The following is a 19,943-nucleotide window of genomic DNA, read 5'->3' on the forward strand; positions in this document are numbered from 1 at the left end:
GGAGGGGTCAAATCCCGACCGGGGCGCTCAGAGCACGAGGTTGTCGATCAGCCGGGTGCCGCCCACGTGGGCCGCCACGAGGGCGAGGGCGCCGGGCGCCGGCTCCACCGGCGCCAGGGTGCGGGGGTCGACGACGACGAGGTAGTCGAGCCGGACCCGGTCCTCGGCGTCGATCCGCCGCCGGGCGGCCCCGAGGTCGAGCTCCCCGGCGGCGAGCGCGCGGAGGGTGCGCGGGAGCACGAGCGCGGACCGGCGCTGCGCGGCGTCGAGGTAGCGGTTGCGGGAGGACAGGGCCAGCCCGTCGTCGTCGCGCACGATGGGCACGCCCCGGACGGTGACGGGCAGGTCGAAGTCGGCGACCATCCGGCGCACGAGGAGCAGCTGCTGGGCGTCCTTCTCCCCGAAGTACGCCCGGAAGGCGGCCGGGGCGGGCGGGGCGGTGATGTTGAGGAGCTTGTTGACCACGGTCAGGGCGCCGTCGAAGTGGCCGGGGCGGCTCGCGCCGTCGAGCACGGAGCCGAGCCGGCCGGAGGTGACGCGCACGAGGGGCTCCCCGTCCGGGTACATCTGCGTCACGGACGGGGCGAACACGAGGTCGGCCCCGAACCGGGAGAGCAGCTCGACGTCGGCCTCCAGGGTGCGCGGATAGCGCTCGAAGTCCTCGTCCGGGCCGAACTGCAGCGGGTTGACGAAGACCGAGACCGCGACCACGGCGTTCTCCTCCCGGGCGAGGCGCACCAGGTGGCCGTGCCCTTCGTGCAGGGCGCCCATGGTGGGCACGAGCCCCAGCGACGGCGGCTCCTGCACCGCGCCGAGCCGGCCGGCGAGGGCGGCCCGGAACTCGCCGACGCCCCGGCAGACGCGGGGGGCGGCGGGGGTGCTCACGGGGCGTCCTCCCCGTCGGCACCGCCGGTTCCGTGGGTGAGCTCGAGGGCGGCGAGCACGGCGTCGTAGCGCGGGCGGTCGAGCAGGCCGCGGTCCAGGGCGCGGCGGGCGGTGACGCGGGCGAGGTCCAGGTAGGCCAGCAAGACGTCGTCGCCGCCGTGGCCGTGCGCGTACTCGTCCAGGGCGTCCCGGTGGGCGGCCACGGTCCCCGCGTCGCCGCGGGCCACGGGTCCGGTCAACGCCGACTCCCCCGCGGCCAGGGCGTTGTCCAGGGTGGCCCGCAGCAGCGGCCCGACCATGCGGTCGGGCTGCTCCACCCCGATGTCGCGGAGCACCTGCATGGACTGCCCGGCGACGGTCATCAGGTGGTTGGCGCCGTGGGCGAGGGCCGCGTGGTAGAGCGGGCGGTCGGCCTCCGCCACCACCACGGGCTCGGCGCCCATCTCGACGACCAGCGCCTGGGCGATGGGCAGCACCGGGCCCGGGGCCGTGATCCCGAACGAACAGTCGCTCAGGCGGGCCAGGTCCAGGCTCATGCCCGTGAAGGTCATCGCCGGGTGGATCGCCAGCGGGATCGCCCCGAGCCGGCGGGCCGGGTCCAGGACCCCGGTCCCCCAGCGGCCCGCGGTGTGCACCACGAGCTGGCCGGCCTGCCACAGCCCGGCGTCGGCGAGGCCCTGCACGAGCCCGGGCAGCTCGTCGTCGGGCACGGCGAGCAGCACGAGCTCGGCGCGCTCGAGCACGGACGGGACCTCGAGGACGGGGACCCCGGCCAGGAGGGCCTCGGCCCGGTCCCGGCTGGCCTCGGAGACGGCGTTGACGCCGACGACGGCGTGGCCGGCGGCGCGCAGCGCGGCGCCCAGGACGGCGCCCACCTTCCCGGCGCTGACGACCCCGACCCCGAGGCGTCCCGGGCGGTCGGACGGGTGGGTCATGCTGTCTCCTGCCGGGGGGTCTGGGGGTGGTCCGGGCCGTCGGCCAGTCTACGGGCACCGGCCGCGTGCACCGCCTGGGCGGCGGCGAGCGCCCGGGCGTCCCCGGCGTCGAGGTGCGGGACCGCCACGGTCACGGGGCCCGGCGTGGAGTGCAGGTGGACGTCGGCGAGGCCCAGGGCCCGCTCGAGCGGTCCCTGGCTCACGGCCACCGACTGGGTCTTCTCGTGCGGCAGCACGGCGGTGCGCCGGCCCAGCCGCCCGGACCGCACGGCGAGGACGTCGCCGGTCGCGGCGAAGCCGGTCCGGCGGTGCACGAGGGGGTCGAGCCACCGGGCCCGGCGCGGGGAGGTGGTGAACCGGCCCTGCCCGCCCAGCCCGTGCAGGCCCTCCCGCAGCAGCGCCGCGAGGTCCCCGTCCCGGGCGCCGGGCAGGGCCAGGTGCAGGACCTGCTGCACCTGGGACAGGGTGCCGACGGGCAGCAGGGTGGAGCGCATGGCGTCGCTCTCCCCCGCGGCGGGACCGTAGCCGGCCACGTTGACCCGCACCCGGTACCAGCCGAAGGGCCGCCAGAGCAGCGGCTGGTCCACGCCCAGCGCCTGGATCCGCCCCGCGGGGACGGTCTGGGACCGGACGTCGAACAGGCCGTAGCGCACGCGCATGCCCTCGGGGACGCGCAGCAGCCGGAAGTGGTAGCCCTGCTCGACCCGGCGGTAGGAGATGGCCCCGAAGCTGATCAGACCGGGCAGCCAGGCCGCCAGCATCGCGGGCCCGGTCCGTGGGTCCACCAGGAGGGCGACCGGCGCGGCGGCCAGCAGCACGGCCAGGGCGACGGCGGAGCCGGAGGCGAGCACGGACCCGATCAGCCGCGGCACCGGCACCCCGAGCACCGGACGCTCCTGGTCGCCGGTCACCGCCCAGGGCGCCGGCCGCCGCAGGGGCGCACCGGGCGCGGGGACGGAGGGGCCCTGTCCCGGGGCGGCCTGGCCGATCCGGCCCAGCAGCTCGCCGCGCAGCGCGCGGGCCTGGGGGTGGGTGAGGTAGGACAGGGACACCGCCGACTGCCCGGCGTCCGCCACCTCGAACTGCAGCTCGGCCAGCCCCAGCAGCCGGGGCAGGAACGGGCGGTGGATGTCGATGGCCTGCACCCGGTCCAGCCGGGCCTGGCGCTCCTGCCGGAAGAGCACCCCGGAGCGGATCCGCACGTGCTCCGGGGTCACCTGGTAGCGGGTGAACCACCACGAGACCAGCACGGCCGCCGCGAACACGAGGAGCACGACCACCACGATCCCGGCCAGCGCCCACCAGAAGACGGCGCCCATCCGTGCGGGGTCGAAGTCCTGGGGCGGCACGGCGTCCCCGCGGCCGAGGTAGGCGTCGACGAGGTCGTCGAGGAGGATGTTGACGACGGCCCCCGCGATCACGAGCATCGCGAGCCACCCCTTGACCACCGGCGTCAGCGGGTGGACACGGTGCCACTGCGGAGCCGCCGCGGGGGCGGGCGCAGCGCTCACAGGCCCGCCAGGAGGGCCTCGCCGCGCGCGGTGAGCCGCTCGCGCAGCCGGGACGCCTCGGCGTGCTCCACCCCGGGGATCTCGGCGTGGCTGCCCACGGCCGCGGTGTGCAGCTTCACGGTGGCCAGGCCGAAGCTGCGCTGCAGCGGGGAGACCGACACGTCCACGTACTGCATCCGCCCGTAGGGGATGACCGTGACCCGCTGGTAGAGCAGGCCCCGCCGCACGAGCAGGTCCTCGCCGCGCTCGGCGTAGCCGATCGCCCGGACCCGCCGGGGGGCCAGGAGCACGGAGAGCAGGCCCGCCGCCAGGACGGCCGCGGGCAGGAGCAGCAGCAGGCCCAGAGGGGCGCCGGGCCAGACGCCCGTGGCCGCCAGCACCGCCGGCCAGCCCAGCGCCGCCAGCCAGAACAGGGTGGAGAGGAGGGTGGAGAGGACCACCACGGTGATGTGCCGGGGCGAGACCCGGGTCCAGGCCAGGCCCTCGGGGTCGATCGCGGGGTTGCTCAGGGGCACCCGGTCACCGGGCGTCCCGGCCACGGGGCCGCCGACGGGCCCGTGGGCGGATCTCTCGGGCATAACCACCTTCTCCCTCGGGGAGCTCCTTCTGCCGTCCCCTACGGTACTCGGCCCCCTCCTCCGCGTCGGGATCGTCCGGCGGCAGTTTGCAGAAGCCCTCCACGATCCAGCCCACCACCACCAGGACGAGCCCGGCCCCGGCGTGGACCAGGCTGGCCCACAGCGGTCCCTGGTCGGAGCGCACGGACACGAGGGCGAGCTGCTCGACCGCGACGGCGGCGTGCCAGCCCGTCAGCATCGCCCCCGCCCAGGCCACCGCCTGCGCCCCGGCAGCGGTGCGGGCCGCGACCAGCGGGTCGAAGCGCTCGGGGTGCTCGCCCTCCTGGTGGCGCTTGACCCGCACGCCGAGCACCAGCAGCGCGACGGCGACGGCGGCGAGGGCCGCGAGCGAGGCCCACGGCAGGATCAGCAGCGGCCCGCCCGCCCCCGTCGACAGCCGGTTGGCGGTCCAGCCGACGGCGCCGGCGGCGGCGGCGCACATCAGCAGCGCCGGGACCGTGAGCACGTGCACGGCGGCTCCTCCTCAGTCCCCGTCCCCGCCGGGGGCGGGGAGCTCGTCCAGCAGGGGGATCGTGTCGGGCCCCAGGCCGCCGAGGTCGGCCGCCCGGCGGGCCAGCTCGGCGACGCCGCGCCCCTCGAGCGTCGCGCCGGGATCCATGAGGGCCCAGGGCACGAGCACGAACGCGCGGGTGGCGGCGCGCAGGTGGGGCACGGTGAGGTCCGGCTCGTCGAGGTGCAGGTCGCCGTAGACGACGATGTCGACGTCGAGGGTGCGCGGCCCCCACCGCTGGAGGCGGGTCCGGAGGTGGCGCTCCTCCACCTCCTGGCAGGCCCGGAGCAGCCCGAAGGGGCTCAGGTCGGTCTCCACCTCGACGACGGCGTTGAGGTAGTCCCCCTGACCGGCCGGTCCGCCGACCGGCTTGGAGCGCACGATGGGCGACGCGCGGGTCAGCGTGATCCGCGGGTGGGCGGCCAGGTCGCGGGCGGCCCGGCGCAGCGTGGCCTCCCGGTCGCCGAGATTGGCGCCGAGGGCGAGGACGGCCAGGGTGCCCACGTCAGCGCTCCCGGTAGATCGTGACGGACACGTCGGAGAACGTCACCTCGATGGGCGCCTTGGGCTTGTGCACGGTGACCTCCACCGCGTCGAGCGGGAAGCGGTGGAGCAGCCGCCGGGCGATGCGGTCGGCGAGGGTCTCGAGCAGGTTCACGCTGGGACCGATGACGATGTCCCGCACCTCCTCGGCGACCTCGCCGTAGTGGGCGGTCAGGGCGACGTCGTCCGAGACCCCCGCCGCGGCCAGGTCCAGGTACATGACCAGGTCCACGAAGAAGGGCTGCCCGCTGCGCTTCTCCTGGTCGAGGACCCCGTGGTAGCCCACCGCGCCGACGCCCAGGAGGTTGATCCGGTCCCGGCGGTCGGGGGACCGCGTGGAGGACGCCGGGACGTGCTGGCGGCCCGCCCGGTCCCCGGGGCGCATGCCGGCGGCGTCCCCGCCCTCGTGCGGCACCCGGTTCACCGGCCCGCTCCGGGGGATCCCGCCGGCAGCGCGCCGGCGTCCGCGCCGGGGCGCAGCAGGGCCGGCTCCACGCCGCGCCAGGCGTGCGCGGCGGCCACGGCGTCGACGCTCGGGCGCACGTCGTGGACGCGCACGCACCACGCGCCCGCGTGGGCGGACAGCGCGCTGACCGCGGCCGTCGCCGCGTCCCGTCCGGCCGCCGGACGCGGGGCCCCGTCCTGCTCGAGCAGGGTGCCGAGGAAGCGCTTGCGGGAGGCGGCCACGAGCACCTTGTGGCCGGTGGCCGTGAAGCGCGGCAGCGCCCGGAGCAGCGCCCAGTTCTGCGCCCCCCGCTTGTCGAAGCCCAGCCCGGGGTCCAGGATCAGTCTCTCGGGGGCCACGCCGGCGGCCAGGCAGCGCCCCGTCAGCGCCCCGAGCTCCCCGAGCACCTCCCTGGCGACGTCGTCGTAGACGGCCCGGAAGTCCTGCACGTCGGGCAGGCCCCGGGCGTGCATCAGGACGTAGGGCGCCTGCCGCTCGGCGACCAGGTCGATCATGTCCTGGGTGACGGACAGCCCCGAGACGTCGTTGACGATGTGCGCCCCCGCGTCCAGGACGGCCTCGGCGGTCCCGGCGTGGAGCGTGTCGACGCTGAGCACCGCCCCCGCGGCGGCGAGGGCCTCGACCACGGGCAGGATCCGGCGCCGCTCCTCGGCGGGGGCGATCCGCTGGGAGCCGGGCCGGGTGGACTCGCCCCCGACGTCCACGATGTCGGCGCCCTCGGCCATCATGCGCAGCCCGCGCGCGATCGCGGCCTCGTGCCCGGCGTGCTCCCCGCCGTCGCTGAAGGAGTCGGGGGTGACGTTGAGGATGCCCATGACCAGCGTGCGACCGGTGGGCAGGTCCTCGAAGGAGCCCCAGCCGGAGGGCCGGTGCGCGGAGTCGGTGCGGCCGGAGGTCGTCACGTGCTCAGCGCCCCAGGATGAGGCTCATCGCCTCGGCGCGGGTGGCGGGCTCGCGCAGCTGACCGCGCACGGCCGAGGTGACGGTGTTCGCGCCCGGCTTCCGCACCCCGCGCATGGACATGCACAGGTGCTCGCACTCGATCACCACGATCACGCCGGCCGGCTGCAGGTGCTCCACGATCGCCTCCACGATCTGGGTGGTCAGCCGCTCCTGGACCTGGGGCCGGCGCGCGTAGAGGTCCACCAGGCGGGCGAGCTTGCTCAGTCCGGTGACCATCCCGTCGTGGCCGGGGATGTAGCCCACGTGGGCGTGCCCGTGGAAGGGGACGAGGTGGTGCTCGCAGGTCGAGTAGAAGGGGATGTCCTTCACGAGGACCATCTCGGAGTGGCCGATGTCGAAGGTCGTCCCGAGCACCTCGGCGGGGTCCTGGTGCAGCCCCGCGAACATCTCCGCGTACGCCCGCGCCACGCGCCCGGGGGTGCCCTGCAGGCCGTCCCGGTCGGGGTCCTCGCCGATGGCCAGCAGCAGCTCCCGCACGGCCGCCGCGACCCGCGGCTGGTCCACCGCCCCGGCGCCGGCCTCCAGCGCGGGGGCGGGGTCGGGGTACGGCGGGTCGAACGCCTCGGCGCGCGGGTCGTGCGCGCTCGTCTGCTTCGTGCGGGCCTCGTGGGGCAACGCGCCCTCCTTCGGGATAGGCCGGGTCTGCCGGGCGGAACCAGGGGTCGGCGGACGCGACCGGCTGTCGTCGCTCCATCCTAGGCCCGGCTCAGTCCGTGCCGGTCCCCGGCGTGGTCTCGGCCGTGGTCTCCACGGTGGTCTCGGCAGTGGTCCCGGCGCTGGTGCCGGTGGTGCTCGAGGAGCCGGCGCCCTCCCCCGACGGCACGGAGTGACCGCGCTCCGGGACCTCGACGGGGCGCTCCGGGCCGGCGGCGGCCGCCTGGTCCTGCGGGGCCAGGGTCGCGGGGTCCTGGGCGTGGATCCGCCGGGCCTCCTCGCGCTCGGCCTGCGTGACCACGGGCGGGTCCTCCGAGAGCGGCCGGGTGTCCTTGGACAGCCACACGGGCCGCAGGTCCCGCTGGCGGATGTCGTGGAAGATGTCCGCGATCTGCGCCTCGTTGAGCGTCTCCTTCTCGAGCAGCTCGAGGGCGAGCCGGTCGAGGACCGGACGGTTGTCCATCAGGATCGCGTGCGCCTCGTCGTGGGCCTGCTCGAGCAGGGCCCGCACCTCCTCGTCCACGATCGCGGCGGTGCGCTCGGAGTACTCCCGGCCCGAGCCGGCGGCGTCCCGGCCGAGGAACGGCTCGGAGCTGTCCCCGCCGAGCTTGATCGAGCCCACGCGGGCGCTCATCCCGTACTGGGTGACCATCTTGCGGGCCGTGTCGGTGGCCTTCTGGATGTCGTTGGAGGCGCCGGTGGACGGGTCCCGGAACACGATCTCCTCCGCCGCGCGCCCGCCCATGGCGTAGGCCATCTGGTCGAGCAGCTCGTTGCGGGTGGTCGAGTACTTGTCGTCCATGGGCATGACCATGGTGTAGCCCAGGGCCCGGCCGCGGGGCAGGATCGTGATCTTCGTGACCGGGTCCGTGTTGCGCAGGGCGGCGGCCACGAGCGCGTGCCCGCCCTCGTGGTAGGCGGTGACCTTGCGCTCGAGCTCCTTCATGATCCGGCTGCGCTTCTGCGGGCCGGCGATCACGCGGTCGATCGCCTCGTCCACGGCGCGGTCGTCGATGAGCTGGGCGTGGGAGCGGGCGGTCAGCAGCGCCGCCTCGTTCATCACGTTGGCGAGCTCCGCGCCCGTGAAGCCGGGGGTGCGCTTGGCCACGGCGGCGAGGTCCACGTTGTCCGCGAGCGGCTTGCCCTGGGAGTGCACCCGGAGGATCTGCAGGCGGCCCTTCATGTCGGGGGCCTCCACGCCGATCTGGCGGTCGAAGCGGCCGGGGCGCAGCAGCGCCGGGTCGAGGACGTCGGGCCGGTTGGTCGCGGCGATCAGGATGACGTTGGTCGTGGCGTCGAAGCCGTCCATCTCGACGAGCAGCTGGTTGAGGGTCTGCTCGCGCTCGTCGTTGCCCCCGCCCATGCCCGCGCCGCGCTGGCGGCCCACGGCGTCGATCTCGTCCACGAAGATGATGGCGGGCGCGTTCTCCTTGGCCTGCTGGAACAGGTCGCGCACCCGGGAGGCGCCCACGCCCACGAACATCTCGACGAAGTCGGAGCCGGAGATCGAGAAGAAGGGCACGCCGGCCTCACCGGCCACCGCCCGCGCGAGCAGGGTCTTGCCGGTGCCGGGCGGGCCGTAGAGCAGCACGCCCTTGGGCACCTTCGCGCCGAGGGCGGTGAAGCGCTCGCGCTCCACCAGGAACTGCTTGATCTCGTCGAGCTCCTGCACCGCCTCGTCCGCGCCGGCGACGTCGGCGAAGGTCACCGTGGGGTTGTCCTTGTCGAACATCTTGGCCCGGGAGCGGCCGAAGCGCATGACCTGGGACCCTCCGCCCTGCATCCGGGAGAACACGAACCAGAAGATGGCCAGGATGATCAGGAACGGCAGCATGAAGCCGAGGAGGCTCGTGAACCAGTTCGACTCGACGGGCTGGTCGGTGAACCCCTCGAGGTCCGCCGCGTTCATCGCGTCGACGACCTCTTCCCCGCGCGGGGTGACGTAGTAGAACTCCACGCTGCGCCCGAGGTCCCGGCCGTCGAGGGAGAGGTCCTCCTCCAGCTGGAGCTCGACCTTCTGCTGGCCGTCGTAGATCTTGGCCTCGGAGACCTGGCCGTCCCGCAGCAGCTGCAGCCCGACGTTGGTGTCCACGCGCCCGGAGGAGCCCGTGGTGAGCGTGCCCACCAGGGGGAACAGGATCAGAGCGGCCAGCAGGACCCAGAACCAGGGTCCTCTGAAGAAGTTGTTGGGTTTTTTCGCCGTGGCCAAGCCGCTGATCCTCCCGTGGATGGTTGTCCGGCCCCCTCGAGCCGGGGCCCGCCCAGGGCCGGGGGTCCAGGGGACGCAGACCTACAATGTACAGCCCGGACTCCGGGTCCCGCCCGGGACGGGCCGGGAGTTCCCTGTCAGCGGACAGCCGCCCGGCCACTGCCCGGCGCGCGCCCGCCGGGGACCCGGCTCACTCGTAGACGTGGGGGGCCAGCGTCGCGATGCAGTCGAGGTTGCGGTACTTCTCGGCGTAGTCGAGCCCGTAGCCCACGACGAACTCGTTGGGGATGTCCCAGCCCACGTACTTGACGTCGATGGAGGTCTTGGCCGCCTCCGGCTTGCGCAGCAGCGCGCAGATCTCCACCGAGGCGGTGCCGCGGGACTCCAGGTTGGCGCGCAGCCAGGACAGCGTCAGCCCCGAGTCGATGATGTCCTCGACGATGAGCACGTCCCGCCCCGTGAGGTCCGTGTCGAGGTCCTTCAGGATGCGGACCACGCCCGAGGACTTGGTCCCGGAGCCGTAGGAGGACACGGCCATCCAGTCCATGGGGTACTGGCCCTGGAGCGCCCGGCACAGGTCGGCCATGACCATCACCGCGCCCTTGAGCACGCCCACGAGCAGGACGTCCCGCCCCCGGTAGTCCGCGTCCACGGCCGCCGCCAGCTCGGCGATCCTCGTGTCGATCTCTTCCTTGGTGTACAGGACCTCGGTGAGATCCCCCTGGACGTCCTCAGCCTTCACGGCGCTCCTCGTACGATGCGGATGCGGGTCGGGTGGCGCTCGCGGGGACCGCGGGCCTCGGGCGGACGAGCTCCAGGTGCCCCGGGCCACGGGTGCCCGCCGTCGGGCGGCGGCGCCACACGGACACCTTACCCGCCATCTGCACGGGCCCCGCGGCGCCGTGCCCCGCGGCGAACTCGTCCAGCGCGCCGAGCCGCTCGTACGCCGGGGTCTGCCCGCCGGCGGCGACCACGGCCGCCGACAGGGCACGGCGGCGCAGCGCGGGGTGCGCCGCCCGCACCGTGGCGAGGTCGAGGACGAGGGAGCCGGGCAGCTCCGGGGCGGCGGCGCGGGCGCGCTCGAGCAGCTCGGCCGCGGCGCTCTCGAGGTAGTCCGCGTCGGGACCGAGGATCGCCGCGGACCGGGCCAGGGCGCGGGCCAGCCCGGGGCCGAGCTCGTCCTCCAGCAGCGGGAGCACGCGGTGGCGGACCCGGGAGCGCATCAGGGTGGTGTCCCGGTTCGTGGGGTCGTGCCAGGGCTCGAGCTGCTCGGCGGCGCAGATCTGCAGGGTCTGCGCGCGGGAGAGGTCGAGGAACGGGCGGAGGTAGGTGACGCCGTCGAGCTCGCGCACGGGCGGCATCCCGGCCAGCGAGCGGGTGCCGGAGCCGCGGGCGAGCCCCAGCAGGACGGACTCCGCCTGGTCGTCCAGGGTGTGGCCGAGCAGCACGGCGTCGGCGCCCGTGCGCCCCACGGCCTCCGCGATGCCCGCGTAGCGGGCGGTGCGGGCCGCCATCTCGGGTCCGCCCGCGTCCCGGCGCACGGTCACGGCGGTGACGACGACGGGCGTCAGGCCTGTCCGCTCGAGCGTGCGGGCGGTGCGGGCCGCGACCGCCGCGGAGTCCTCCTGCAGGCCGTGGTCGACCACCACCGCGCCCACGCGCAGCGTGCCGCGCCGGGCGAAGTGGGCCGCCACGGCGGCCAGCGCGAGGGAGTCGGGGCCGCCGCTGCAGGCGACCAGCACGAGCGGGGGCTCCCCGGGCGTCCCGGGGAGGTGCTGCCGGACGGAGTCGAGCACACGGCGCCGCCCCGCGGCGACGTCCGGGGACAGTCGGCCGCGGCGGGCGAACTGGGTCACCGGCGGGCGTCCTCGCGGTCGCTCGCGGCCTGCTGGTTCTGCGACTCCCGCACGGCCAGGCGCACGACCTTGGCGAGGGTCGGGGCGGTCTCGCCGAGCAGGTCCAGGGCGGCCTCGAGCTCGTGCCGCGGGACCACGTGGGCCAGGGCCGCCACGGCGTTGGTCTCGCTGTGGATGCCCGCCTGGATCTGCGTGGTGGACAGCACGGGCTGCGACGCCTCGACCGCGGCGAGGGTCTCCTCGATGTCCGGGGTGCCGATGCGCTGCTCCAGCATGACCAGGCGTTCGTAGACCGCCGGGTTGCCGATCTTGATCCGGCGGCCGCTGTTGAGCTGCGACAGCATGGGGGCGGAGAGGCCGAGGACCTCGGCCAACCGCCGCTGGGTGATGCCGTAGGCCTGGACGACCGTGCCGAAGCGCTCCGACAGGGGCTGGCCGTACAGCTTGACCTGCTGTTCGATATTCTCTGTGCTCACGTAAAAATCTTGTCACACAATGGTGATCCGGCCTACCGCGTGTCGCGCTGTGACCGGGACCTCACGGGCGGGGCGTCTCAGCCCCCATGTCCATGAATCTGCATGTCAGACGCGGGTTTGTGTTCTTTAGCACATTCTCGGCGGCTCCGGTGCACGGGCGGCCGTGCGGGACGGCGCGCCCGGGCCGAGCACGCGCTCCATCCAGCGCTCGGGTGCATGGATCTCGGCCTCCGTGGGCAGGTGCTCCGGGGCCTCCCAGATCCGGTTGAACCGCTCCAGCCCCACGGTCTCCACCACGGTCGAGACGAACCGCTGGCCGTCGCTGTACTGGCGCATCTTCGCGTCCATCCCGAGCAGGCGCCGGACGAAGCGGTCGAGGCTGCCCTGCAGCTCGGAGCGCCGCTCGAAGCGCCGCCGGATCGTCTTCACGGAGGGCACCACCGAGGCGTCCACCCCGTCCATCACGAAGTTCGCGTGCCCCTCGAGCAGGCTCATCACCGCGGTGAGGTGGGAGAGCACCTCCCGCTCCCGTTTCCCCATCAGCAGGCCCACCACCCCGAGGGAGGCCTTGGGCTCCTCCGCCCGCGCACCGCGCCCGGGCAGGGACCGCACCGCCTCCGTGAGCCGGGCCCCGAGGGTCTCGGCGTGGCCCATGAGGGAGTCCGCGAGCTCGTTGATCTGCTCGATCATGTGCTCCCGCAGCCACGGGGCCGCGGCGAACTGGACGCGGTGGGTCTGCTCGTGCAGGCAGACCCACAGCCGGAAGTCCTCCGGCTCGACGTTGAGCTCCCGCTCGATCGTGAGGATGTTGGGCGCCACCAGCATCAGCCGCCCGCCGGGGTGCCGCTGCGCGGACACGGCGGAGACCAGCCCGGCGTACGGGTCGTACTGGCCGAGGACCTTCGCCGAGAGGAAGCCGAGCAGCGCGGCCATCTCCATGGCCGTGGCCGTGCCGCCGAGCGCCGTGGCCGCCGCGCCGAACTGCTCCGGGCGGCGCCGGCGCAGGGCCTCCACCGCGGGTTCCATGAGCACCTGGAAGGCCTGGGCGTTGGCCTTCGACCACCCGGCCCGGTCCACGACCAGCACGGTGGAGTCCCGCAGGTCCCGCGCGGCCTCCAGGCCGGTGATCCGGTGGACGTGGTCCACGGACGCCTCGGCGTGGCGGCGCATGGAGGCCACGGCCGCCTGCATGGCCCGGGCGGACATCTTGGGCCCGGGCGGGGTGAGCCGGGCGGCGGCGGAGGCCGCGAGGTCCCACCGGACGATCCCGGGCGACTCCGTCTCCGGCGGTCGTTGTGCTGCGCTCATGGCCTCATGCAACCACACGCGCCTGGGAGCGCCCGGCGCGGGCCGTCACAGTCGGGCCAGGGCCGCCACCGCGCGGTCCACGGCGTCCCGGGCCGCGGCCGGGTGGGTGACCTCGTTGAGCACCACGGAGAACGTCAGCAGCCGTCCCCCGTCCGTGGTGACGTGGCCGCTGAGGGAGACCACGGAGTTCAGGGTGCCCGTCTTCGCCCGCGCCAGGCCCCGCCCGGGGTGCTCGGCGTCGTCGTCGAACCGGTCGGCGAGGGTCCCGCTGCCGCCGGCCACCGGGAGGGCCCGGGCGCCGGGGGTCAGCGCTCCGGTGGGGTCGGTGGCCATGGCCCGCACGACCTGCTCGAGCGCGCGGGCGGGGACCCGGTTGCGCAGGGACATCCCGGACGCGTCGGAGAGCTCGACGCCGGCCGTGGCGATGCCGTGCGCCTCGAGCGCCGCCGCCGCGGCGGCGCGGCCGCCGGCGATGCTCGAGGGCCGGTCCGCGGCCCGGGCCGCGAGCCGTGAGAGGACCTCGGCCAGGTGGTTGTCGGAGTCCTGCAGCATGAGCTCGGTCTGCTCGGCGAGGGTCGCGGACTCGACGGCGGCCAGCTCGGTCGCCCCCTCGGGCGCCCGGCCGGGCAGGACCTCAGGGACGGGCGCGGGCACCCCGTCCGCGGCGAGCCGTGCCGCGAGCTCGGCCGCGAAGACCTCGGCGACGTCCTGCGCCGCGTTCCCGGGCCGCTCGGCCGAGGGCCCCTCCCCCGCGGGCACGCGGTGGGACCAGAACGCCATGGGCGCGACGGGCCCGATCTGCCCCGCCGCGACGTCCCCCGCGGCCCAGGCCTCGTTGACGGCCGGTCCGGTGAACAGGCTCGCGTCCCACCGCACGGTGGTGGGCCCGGCGGCCCCGCGCTCGGCGAGGGCCCGGGCCGTCGCCGCCGCCAGGGTCCGGACGCCGGCCCGGCCCGGCACGGCGTCCGGGTCGGAGCCGCCCGGGCCGAGCAGGGTGTCCCCGCCGGCCACCAGCACGACCGTGCCCGGGTCCTGCCCCTGGACCACCGTGGTGCGCAGCCGCCGGCCGGGGTCGGCGTGGGTGAGCAGGGACAGCGCCGTGACGAGCTTCTGGTTGGAGGCGGGCACCAGGGGCACGTCCGGGTCCCGCTCGAGCAGCGGCGCCCCGGTGAGGGCGTCGGCCACGAGGACGGAGCGCCGTCCGGCGGGAGCCCCGGCGAGCGCGGTGTCCACCGCCGCGGCCACCTCCCCGGTCCCGGGCACGGGTGCCGCCGGGTCGGGGGGCACGGCCCCGGCCGGGGCGGGCGCCTCCGCCGGGAGGACGCGGGCGGCCGGGAGGTCGTCGCCGCCCAGCCCCAGCGCAGGGGTCCAGTGGGGGTGCAGCCAGCCCGCCACCCCCACGCAGCCGGTGGCGAGCAGCACCGTCAGGGCACGGTGACCGCGGCCGGTGCGGGCCCGCGGCCGCCGCTGCCCGGCGGGGGGACCGTGGCGTCGGGGACTGCTCATGCCTCCCATTGTGGCCCCGCCGCGGCCCTGCGACGGCCTGCGGCGGGGCCCGGGCCGGTGCGGTCGCGGTCCGGGCGGTTACCGCCGCCCGCGGGGCCGCCGCTATCGTGGGTGTCGGATCTGCCCCACCCCACCGGGTGGTGCGGCCGTGCTCGGCCGCTGTCAGCCCTTTCCGGCCCTTCCAGGCCTTCCCAGCACGAGGAGAGACACCATGGAGTTGGACGTCACCATCGAGATCCCCCGCGGATCGCGCGTCAAGTACGAGATCGACCACGAGACCGGCCGCCTCCGCCTGGACCGCGTCCTGTTCACGTCGATGCAGTACCCCGCGCACTACGGCTACTTCGAGGACAGCCTGGGCGAGGACGGCGACCCCCTGGACGCCCTCGTGCTCCTGGACTTCGAGATCGTCCCGGGCGTGCTCGTGGAGTCGCGCCCCATCGCCGTGTTCAACATGAACGACGAGGCCGGCGGGGACGCGAAGATCCTGTGCGTGTCCACGGACAAGCGCTACGACCACATCCAGGGCCTCGACGACATCGACGAGCACAAGCTCAAGGAGATCCAGCACTTCTTCGAGCGCTACAAGGACCTCGAGCCCAACAAGTGGGTCAAGGGTGAGGGCTGGGAGGGCCGGGAGACCGCGGAGCGTCTCGTCGAGGAGGCCCGTGAGCGCTTCGAGCAGTCCCACTACGACTCGGCCGCCGAGGCCGAGGAGAAGGCCCCGTCCACCGACTGAGCGGACGGGCGCGCCGGCAGGGGCCGGGGACCGGGTGGTCCCCGGCCCCTGCGCGTGCCCGGCACGCGGGACGTGACGGGCACCCTACAGAGATTCCATGAATTTCGTTATATTGGGGGCGGCCGGCACAGCCGGCCCGACGGCCCAGGATGCGTCCCCCCATCGGCATCCGGGCCGCCGACCGGGATCGAGGTCGCCGGAGCGCACCCGCGAGGGGCCCGGTGGCGGCGGGGGTCCCCCCACCCGCGCCGCATCCCATCGATCTCTCCCGGTCCGTCCCGGCGGGCCGGATGCCGGTCCGCCGGGAGTCGGCCGGCAGGTCCTTCGGACCTGCCGGCCGATCTCCGTCGTCCCTCCTGGTGACGTCCTGTCCCTCCTCCTTGTGACGTCCGGTCCCTGTGGTTCGATGGACCCGGACCCGGGACGGACCCGGTGCCGTCGGAAGGATGCGCATGTTCCTGCTGGGCCCCGAGGCGGATCTCGTCTTCTCCGCGAGCGACCTGGTGCGCGCGGCCGAGTGCCCCTACGCGAGCCTGAGCGTCCTGGACGAGAAGCTGGGACGGGCGCCCCGGCGGACCCCGGAGCGGGACGCGATGCTCGCCCGCACGGCCGAGCTGGGCGACGCCCACGAGCTCCGGGTCCTGGCCGCCCACCGGGCGGCGTTCGGCTCCTGGGACGCGGCGACCGGACGGGGCGTGCACGAGGTCGAGCCGGCCCAGCGCATGGACCGGGCCGAGCTGACGGCCAAGCACGCCGAGTCCCTGGACGCCCTGCGAGCCGGTGCGGACGTCGTCTTCCAGGCCTCCTTCTTCGACGGCGGCTTCCACGGCCGCGCCGACTTCCTGGTCCGCCGGCCGGACGGCGCCTACGCGGTGCACGACACCAAGCTCGCCCGGCACGCCAAGGTCACCGCCCTGCTCCAGCTCGCCGCCTACGCCGACCAGCTCGAACGGGCCGGCGTGGACGTGGCCCCCGAGGTCACCCTCGTCCTCGGCGACCGGCGGGAGGCGGTCTTCCCCGTCTCCGAGCACCTGGCGGTCTACCGCGAGCGCCGGGAGCGGTTCGTCGCGGCCGCCGCCGCGCACCGGGCGCGGACGGGCCCCGTGGACTGGCAGGACGACGACGTCGCCCGCTGCGGCCGGTGCGAGCACTGCGCCCGCGCCGTCGCCGAGCACCGGGACCTGCTGCTGACGGCGGGGCTGTCCGTGCGGATGCGGCGCACGCTGCGCGACCGGCACGGCGTGCGCACCGTCGACGAGCTCGCGGAGCTGGCGGACGGCCGGCTCCCCGCGGCGGTGCGGCGGCTGCGGGACCAGGCGGCCATGCAGACCGGCCGGGGCCGGGAGGACGGCGCGGTCGAGTACCCGAAGGACGGGGGGACCCGCCGGATCGCCTACCGGGTCACGACCACGGAGCCGGTGCGGCGGCTGCCCCCGCCCGACCCGGGGGACGTGTTCTTCGACTTCGAGGGCGATCCGCTGTGGCAGGACCCCGAGGAACCGGCGTCCTGGGGACTCGAGTACCTCTTCGGCGTCGTCGAGCAGCCCTCCGGCACCGGCGCCGCTCCCCTCTTCCGGCCGTTCTGGGCGCACTCGCGGGCCCAGGAGCGGGACGCGCTGCGGGCGTTCCTGGACTACGTGGCCGAGCGCCGCTCGCGCTTCCCCGGGATGCACGTGTACCACTACGCCAACTACGAGAAGGCCGCGCTGCGCCGGCTCTCGCTCGTGCACGCGGTGGGCGAGGACGCCGTGGACGAACTGCTGCGCGAGAACGTCCTGGTGGACCTCTACGACACCGTGCGGGGAAGCCTGCGGCTGTCGGAGAGCTCGTACTCCATCAAGAAGCTGGAGCCGCTCTACATGGGCGAGCACCTGCGCACCGGGGACGTCGTGGACGCGGGTGCGTCGGTGGTCGCCTACGCCGACTGGTGCACGGCCCGGGAGGCCGGCCGGGAGGACGCCGCGCAGCGGCTGCTGGCCGGGATCGCCGACTACAACGAGTACGACTGCCTCTCGACCCTGCGGCTGCGGGACTGGCTGCTGGGTCTCGCCGGGATCTCCCCGGACCCGGCGGACCATCCGCCGCGCCCCGCCCAGGACCGGCTCGAGCTGCCCGAGGAGCTGCCGGACGTCCGGATGACCGGTGCCGAGCAGCGCCTGCACGAGCACCTGGAGGACCCGGAGGCCCGGGGCGCCCTGACGGGCGAGCAGCGCACGGCCGTCGCGATGGTCGCCTCGGCCACCGGCTACCACCGGCGCGAGCGCAAGCAGTACTGGTGGTCCCACTTCGACCGCCTCGAGGGCCCCGTCGAGGACTGGGAGGACACCCGCGACGTGTTCGTGGCCCAGCGCGCGGAGGTGCTCGAGGACTGGGCGAGGGACCCGGCCAAGCGCCGCAGCGCCGCGCCCACGCGGCTCCTGCGCCTCGCGGGCCGCTTCGGGGAGGGCTCGACCCCGAAGCCGGGCGCTCCCGGGCTGTTCCTGATGTACGGCGCCCCCGTCCCCGCGCACCTGGCCGAGGACGCCGCGCCGCGCGGCAGCGGCCGCTCCGGGGACTGGACCGCCGTGCTCGAGGAGCTCGAGGAGCACGAGGACGGCACGGCCGTGCTCACCGTGCGCGAACGGCTGAGGAAGCCGCGGGACGGCCCGGCCCCCGAGCCCTGGGCGGAGCTGCCGATCGCGCTGGGCCCGGCCCGGCCGATCGCCACGCGCTCCCTCGAGGAGTCGCTCCAGGATCTCGCCGCCCGCACGGCCGACGCCCTGCCGGGACTGCCCGAGCAGCCGGGTCTCGAGCTGCTCCGGCGCCGGGCGCCGCGGCCGGCCGACGGCGGTCCCCTGCCGCGCCCGCACGACGGCCCCGACGGCACGATCGACGCCGTGGTGCGGGCCCTGCGCTCCCTCGACCGCAGCTTCCTCGCCGTCCAGGGCCCCCCGGGCAGCGGCAAGACGTTCCTCGGCTCCCACGTGATCGGCCGGCTCGTGGAGGCCGGCTGGCGGATCGGCGTGGTGGCGCAGTCCCACGCCGTCGTCGAGAACCTCCTCACCGGGGTGCTCGAGAAGGGCGGGGTCGCCCCCGAGCGCGTCGGCAAGAAGCCGTCCTCCTCCCGGCCCGCGGACCGGGAGGTGCCGTGGCGCGACGTCCCGGGGAAGGACTTCGCCGCGTTCCTCGCGGACGGCGGCGCCGTGGTGGGCGGCACCGCGTGGGACTTCTCCAACGCCAGGAACCTCGAGGACGAGGCCCTGGACCTGCTCGTCGTCGACGAGGCCGGGCAGTACTCGCTCGCCAACACCCTGGCCGTGTCCCGCGCCGCGCGGCGCCTGCTGCTGCTGGGCGACCCGCAGCAGCTGCCGCAGGTCTCGCAGGGCACCCATCCCCTGCCCGTGGACGAGTCGGCGCTGGGCTGGCTCTCCCGCGGGGCGCCCACGCTGCCCGCCGAGCACGGCTACTTCCTGGACCGCACCTGGCGGATGCACCCGGCCCTGTGCGAGCCGGTCTCCGAGCTCTCCTACGCCGGGCGGCTCGGGTCCGCCCCGGCCGCGGGCGGCCGCGAGCTCACGGGCGTGCCCCCGGGCCTGCGCACCTGCTACGTCGAGCACACCGGCAACCGCACGGCCTCGCCCGAGGAGGCCGGGCGCGTCGTGGAGCTGGTCCACGAGTTCGTCGGGACGCCGTGGCGCTCCGGACCGGGGGCCCTCCCCGCGGCGCTGACGCCCGAGGACGTGCTCGTGGTGGCCGCGTACAACGCCCAGGTCGAGCTGATCGGCCGTGAGCTCGCCGCCGCGGGGCTGCGGGACGACGAGGGCGGCGGGGTCCGCGTGGGCACCGTCGACCGGTTCCAGGGCCAGGAGGCCCCCGTGGTGATCGTGTCGATGGCCGCCTCCGCCGCCGACGGCCCGCGCGGGATGGAGTTCCTGCTCTCGTCCAACCGGCTCAACGTGGCGGTCTCCCGGGGGCAGTGGTGCGCCGTCCTGGTGCGATCCCCCGCCCTGACCGACTACCTGCCGGCCACCCCGGAGGCGCTGCAGGTGCTCGGCCGCTTCACGCGGCTGTGCCGCCGCGGACGGCCCGCGGGGCTGCCGTGAGCCCCGAGCGCGTGCCCTACGTCCTGCACTTCGAGAGCAGGACGGTGGTGCTCGGCGAGCCGGCCCACCTCGAGGAGCTGGACGCCCTGCTGCGGCGCGCCGACGTCCCGACCCGCCCGACCTACTGGCACGGCATGCGGCAGGACGACCCAGGGGCGGCGCTCAACAGCGTGGGCACCGACCTCACCGCGGAGCAGTTCTGGGACCGGGTGGACGCCGGGGCGTTCGCCGCCGCCCGGTGGCCCGTGGACCTCGACGGCCCGCTCTACCTCCCGGTGCCCCCCGGGTGGCTGCAGCGGGCCCGGGCGTGGGAGTACGACCCCGTGGCGCCGGCCCTGGGCGCGGCGGCACCGGGCGGCTGGCTGCGGGTATCCGGCTGGGCGGGCACCGAGAACAACGACGCCGGGGCACCCGTGGGACTGCTCCAGCTGACCGACCCGGACTCCTTCTGGGTGCTCGGCTCCGACGCCGACCTGGCGGAGGTCGCCGCCACGGCCAAGGAACTGGCACCGTTCCGGCAGGGCTTCGACCGGCTCACCGCCTACTTCGGCCCCGACGACCGCATCGGCTGCCTGCGCCTGCCGGTGGTGTGCCGGGAGCCCCTGGAGGACGAGCTCCTCGTGCAGGGCGTGGACATCGAACCGCGGTTCTGGGAGTGAGCCCCGGCCGCGCCCCCGCTCCC

18 protein-coding genes are annotated in these 19,943 nt (G+C 75.4%); 3 read left to right on the plus strand and 15 right to left on the minus strand.

The window, feature by feature from the left end:
* Nucleotides 1–27 precede the first annotated feature (27 nt).
* The 15 genes from panC to dacB form a co-directional block, all read right to left on the minus strand.
* Nucleotides 28–885, minus strand: a complete 858-nt coding sequence (gene panC / locus ACH9D2_RS04880) for a pantoate--beta-alanine ligase (RefSeq protein WP_396361629.1) — start codon at nucleotides 883–885, stop codon at nucleotides 28–30.
* Nucleotides 882–1,820 carry a DUF2520 domain-containing protein gene (locus ACH9D2_RS04885; RefSeq protein ID WP_396361630.1) on the minus strand — a complete coding sequence of 313 codons (939 nt, stop codon included), beginning with the start codon at nucleotides 1,818–1,820 and terminating at the stop codon, nucleotides 882–884. The genes panC and ACH9D2_RS04885 overlap by 4 nt, the downstream gene beginning before the upstream one ends.
* A complete protein-coding gene (locus ACH9D2_RS04890) occupies nucleotides 1,817–3,331 on the minus strand; it encodes a PH domain-containing protein (RefSeq protein WP_396361631.1) in 1,515 nt (504 codons plus the stop codon). The genes ACH9D2_RS04885 and ACH9D2_RS04890 overlap by 4 nt, the downstream gene beginning before the upstream one ends.
* On the minus strand, nucleotides 3,328–3,840 hold the full coding sequence (locus ACH9D2_RS04895; protein WP_396361660.1) for a PH domain-containing protein: 513 nt from the start codon (nucleotides 3,838–3,840) through the stop codon (nucleotides 3,328–3,330). Before ACH9D2_RS04895 ends, ACH9D2_RS04890 begins: the two co-directional genes overlap by 4 nt.
* Nucleotides 3,841–3,850: 10 nt before the next feature.
* Entirely contained in the window at nucleotides 3,851–4,420 is a 570-nt protein-coding gene (locus ACH9D2_RS04900; RefSeq protein ID WP_396361632.1) for a DUF3180 domain-containing protein, read from the minus strand.
* 12 nt (nucleotides 4,421–4,432) lie between these two features.
* On the minus strand, nucleotides 4,433–4,963 hold the full coding sequence (gene folK, locus ACH9D2_RS04905) for a 2-amino-4-hydroxy-6-hydroxymethyldihydropteridine diphosphokinase (protein WP_396361633.1): 531 nt from the start codon (nucleotides 4,961–4,963) through the stop codon (nucleotides 4,433–4,435).
* A gap of 1 nt (nucleotide 4,964) precedes the next feature.
* A complete protein-coding gene (gene folB, locus ACH9D2_RS04910; RefSeq protein WP_396361634.1) occupies nucleotides 4,965–5,426 on the minus strand; it encodes a dihydroneopterin aldolase in 462 nt (153 codons plus the stop codon).
* Entirely contained in the window at nucleotides 5,423–6,370 is a 948-nt protein-coding gene (folP, locus tag ACH9D2_RS04915) for a dihydropteroate synthase (protein WP_396361635.1), read from the minus strand. Before folP ends, folB begins: the two co-directional genes overlap by 4 nt.
* 4 nt (nucleotides 6,371–6,374) lie before the next feature.
* Complete coding sequence (gene folE, locus ACH9D2_RS04920; protein ID WP_396361661.1) at nucleotides 6,375–6,956, minus strand: GTP cyclohydrolase I FolE; 582 nt, start codon at nucleotides 6,954–6,956, stop codon at nucleotides 6,375–6,377.
* Nucleotides 6,957–7,137: 181 nt separating this feature from the next.
* Complete coding sequence (gene ftsH / locus ACH9D2_RS04925; RefSeq protein WP_396361636.1) at nucleotides 7,138–9,294, minus strand: ATP-dependent zinc metalloprotease FtsH; 2,157 nt, start codon at nucleotides 9,292–9,294, stop codon at nucleotides 7,138–7,140.
* A gap of 190 nt (nucleotides 9,295–9,484) precedes the next feature.
* Complete coding sequence (hpt, locus tag ACH9D2_RS04930) at nucleotides 9,485–10,036, minus strand: hypoxanthine phosphoribosyltransferase (RefSeq protein WP_058875281.1); 552 nt, start codon at nucleotides 10,034–10,036, stop codon at nucleotides 9,485–9,487.
* A complete protein-coding gene (gene tilS, locus ACH9D2_RS04935) occupies nucleotides 10,026–11,150 on the minus strand; it encodes a tRNA lysidine(34) synthetase TilS (RefSeq protein ID WP_396361637.1) in 1,125 nt (374 codons plus the stop codon). Before tilS ends, hpt begins: the two co-directional genes overlap by 11 nt.
* Nucleotides 11,147–11,626, minus strand: coding sequence for a DNA-binding protein (locus ACH9D2_RS04940; protein ID WP_396361638.1), 480 nt, complete (start codon nucleotides 11,624–11,626; stop codon nucleotides 11,147–11,149). The genes tilS and ACH9D2_RS04940 overlap by 4 nt, the downstream gene beginning before the upstream one ends.
* 126 nt (nucleotides 11,627–11,752) lie before the next feature.
* On the minus strand, nucleotides 11,753–12,934 hold the full coding sequence (locus tag ACH9D2_RS04945) for a zinc-dependent metalloprotease (protein ID WP_396361639.1): 1,182 nt from the start codon (nucleotides 12,932–12,934) through the stop codon (nucleotides 11,753–11,755).
* A gap of 45 nt (nucleotides 12,935–12,979) precedes the next feature.
* A complete protein-coding gene (gene dacB, locus ACH9D2_RS04950; protein WP_396361640.1) occupies nucleotides 12,980–14,440 on the minus strand; it encodes a D-alanyl-D-alanine carboxypeptidase/D-alanyl-D-alanine endopeptidase in 1,461 nt (486 codons plus the stop codon).
* Nucleotides 14,441–14,651: 211 nt separating this feature from the next.
* On the opposite strand from dacB, the gene ACH9D2_RS04955 reads away from it, so the two are divergent.
* The 3 genes from ACH9D2_RS04955 (at nucleotide 14,652) to ACH9D2_RS04965 (ending at nucleotide 19,920) form a co-directional block, all read left to right on the plus strand.
* Complete coding sequence (locus ACH9D2_RS04955; protein WP_396361641.1) at nucleotides 14,652–15,179, plus strand: inorganic diphosphatase; 528 nt, start codon at nucleotides 14,652–14,654, stop codon at nucleotides 15,177–15,179.
* A 452-nt stretch (nucleotides 15,180–15,631) separates the two neighbouring features.
* On the plus strand, nucleotides 15,632–19,261 hold the full coding sequence (locus ACH9D2_RS04960) for a TM0106 family RecB-like putative nuclease (RefSeq protein ID WP_396361642.1): 3,630 nt from the start codon (nucleotides 15,632–15,634) through the stop codon (nucleotides 19,259–19,261).
* Entirely contained in the window at nucleotides 19,258–19,920 is a 663-nt protein-coding gene (locus tag ACH9D2_RS04965; protein WP_396361643.1) for a hypothetical protein, read from the plus strand. Before ACH9D2_RS04960 ends, ACH9D2_RS04965 begins: the two co-directional genes overlap by 4 nt.
* The last annotated feature ends 23 nt before the right edge of the window (nucleotides 19,921–19,943 follow it).

The organism is Kocuria rhizosphaericola, from assembly GCF_044462205.1.
Lineage (GTDB): Bacteria > Actinomycetota > Actinomycetes > Actinomycetales > Micrococcaceae > Kocuria > Kocuria rhizosphaericola.

Bases quoted from the DNA above. Each gene is read 5' to 3' on its own strand.
- ACH9D2_RS04885 (WP_396361630.1), bottom strand. From the start codon at position 1,820: ATGACCCACCCGTCCGACCGCCCGGGACGCCTCGGGGTCGGGGTCGTC.
- ACH9D2_RS04945 (WP_396361639.1), bottom strand. From the start codon at position 12,934: ATGAGCGCAGCACAACGACCGCCGGAGACGGAGTCGCCCGGGATCGTC.
- dacB (WP_396361640.1), bottom strand. From the start codon at position 14,440: ATGAGCAGTCCCCGACGCCACGGTCCCCCCGCCGGGCAGCGGCGGCCG.
- ACH9D2_RS04955 (WP_396361641.1), top strand. From the start codon at position 14,652: ATGGAGTTGGACGTCACCATCGAGATCCCCCGCGGATCGCGCGTCAAG.
- ACH9D2_RS04960 (WP_396361642.1), top strand. From the start codon at position 15,632: ATGTTCCTGCTGGGCCCCGAGGCGGATCTCGTCTTCTCCGCGAGCGAC.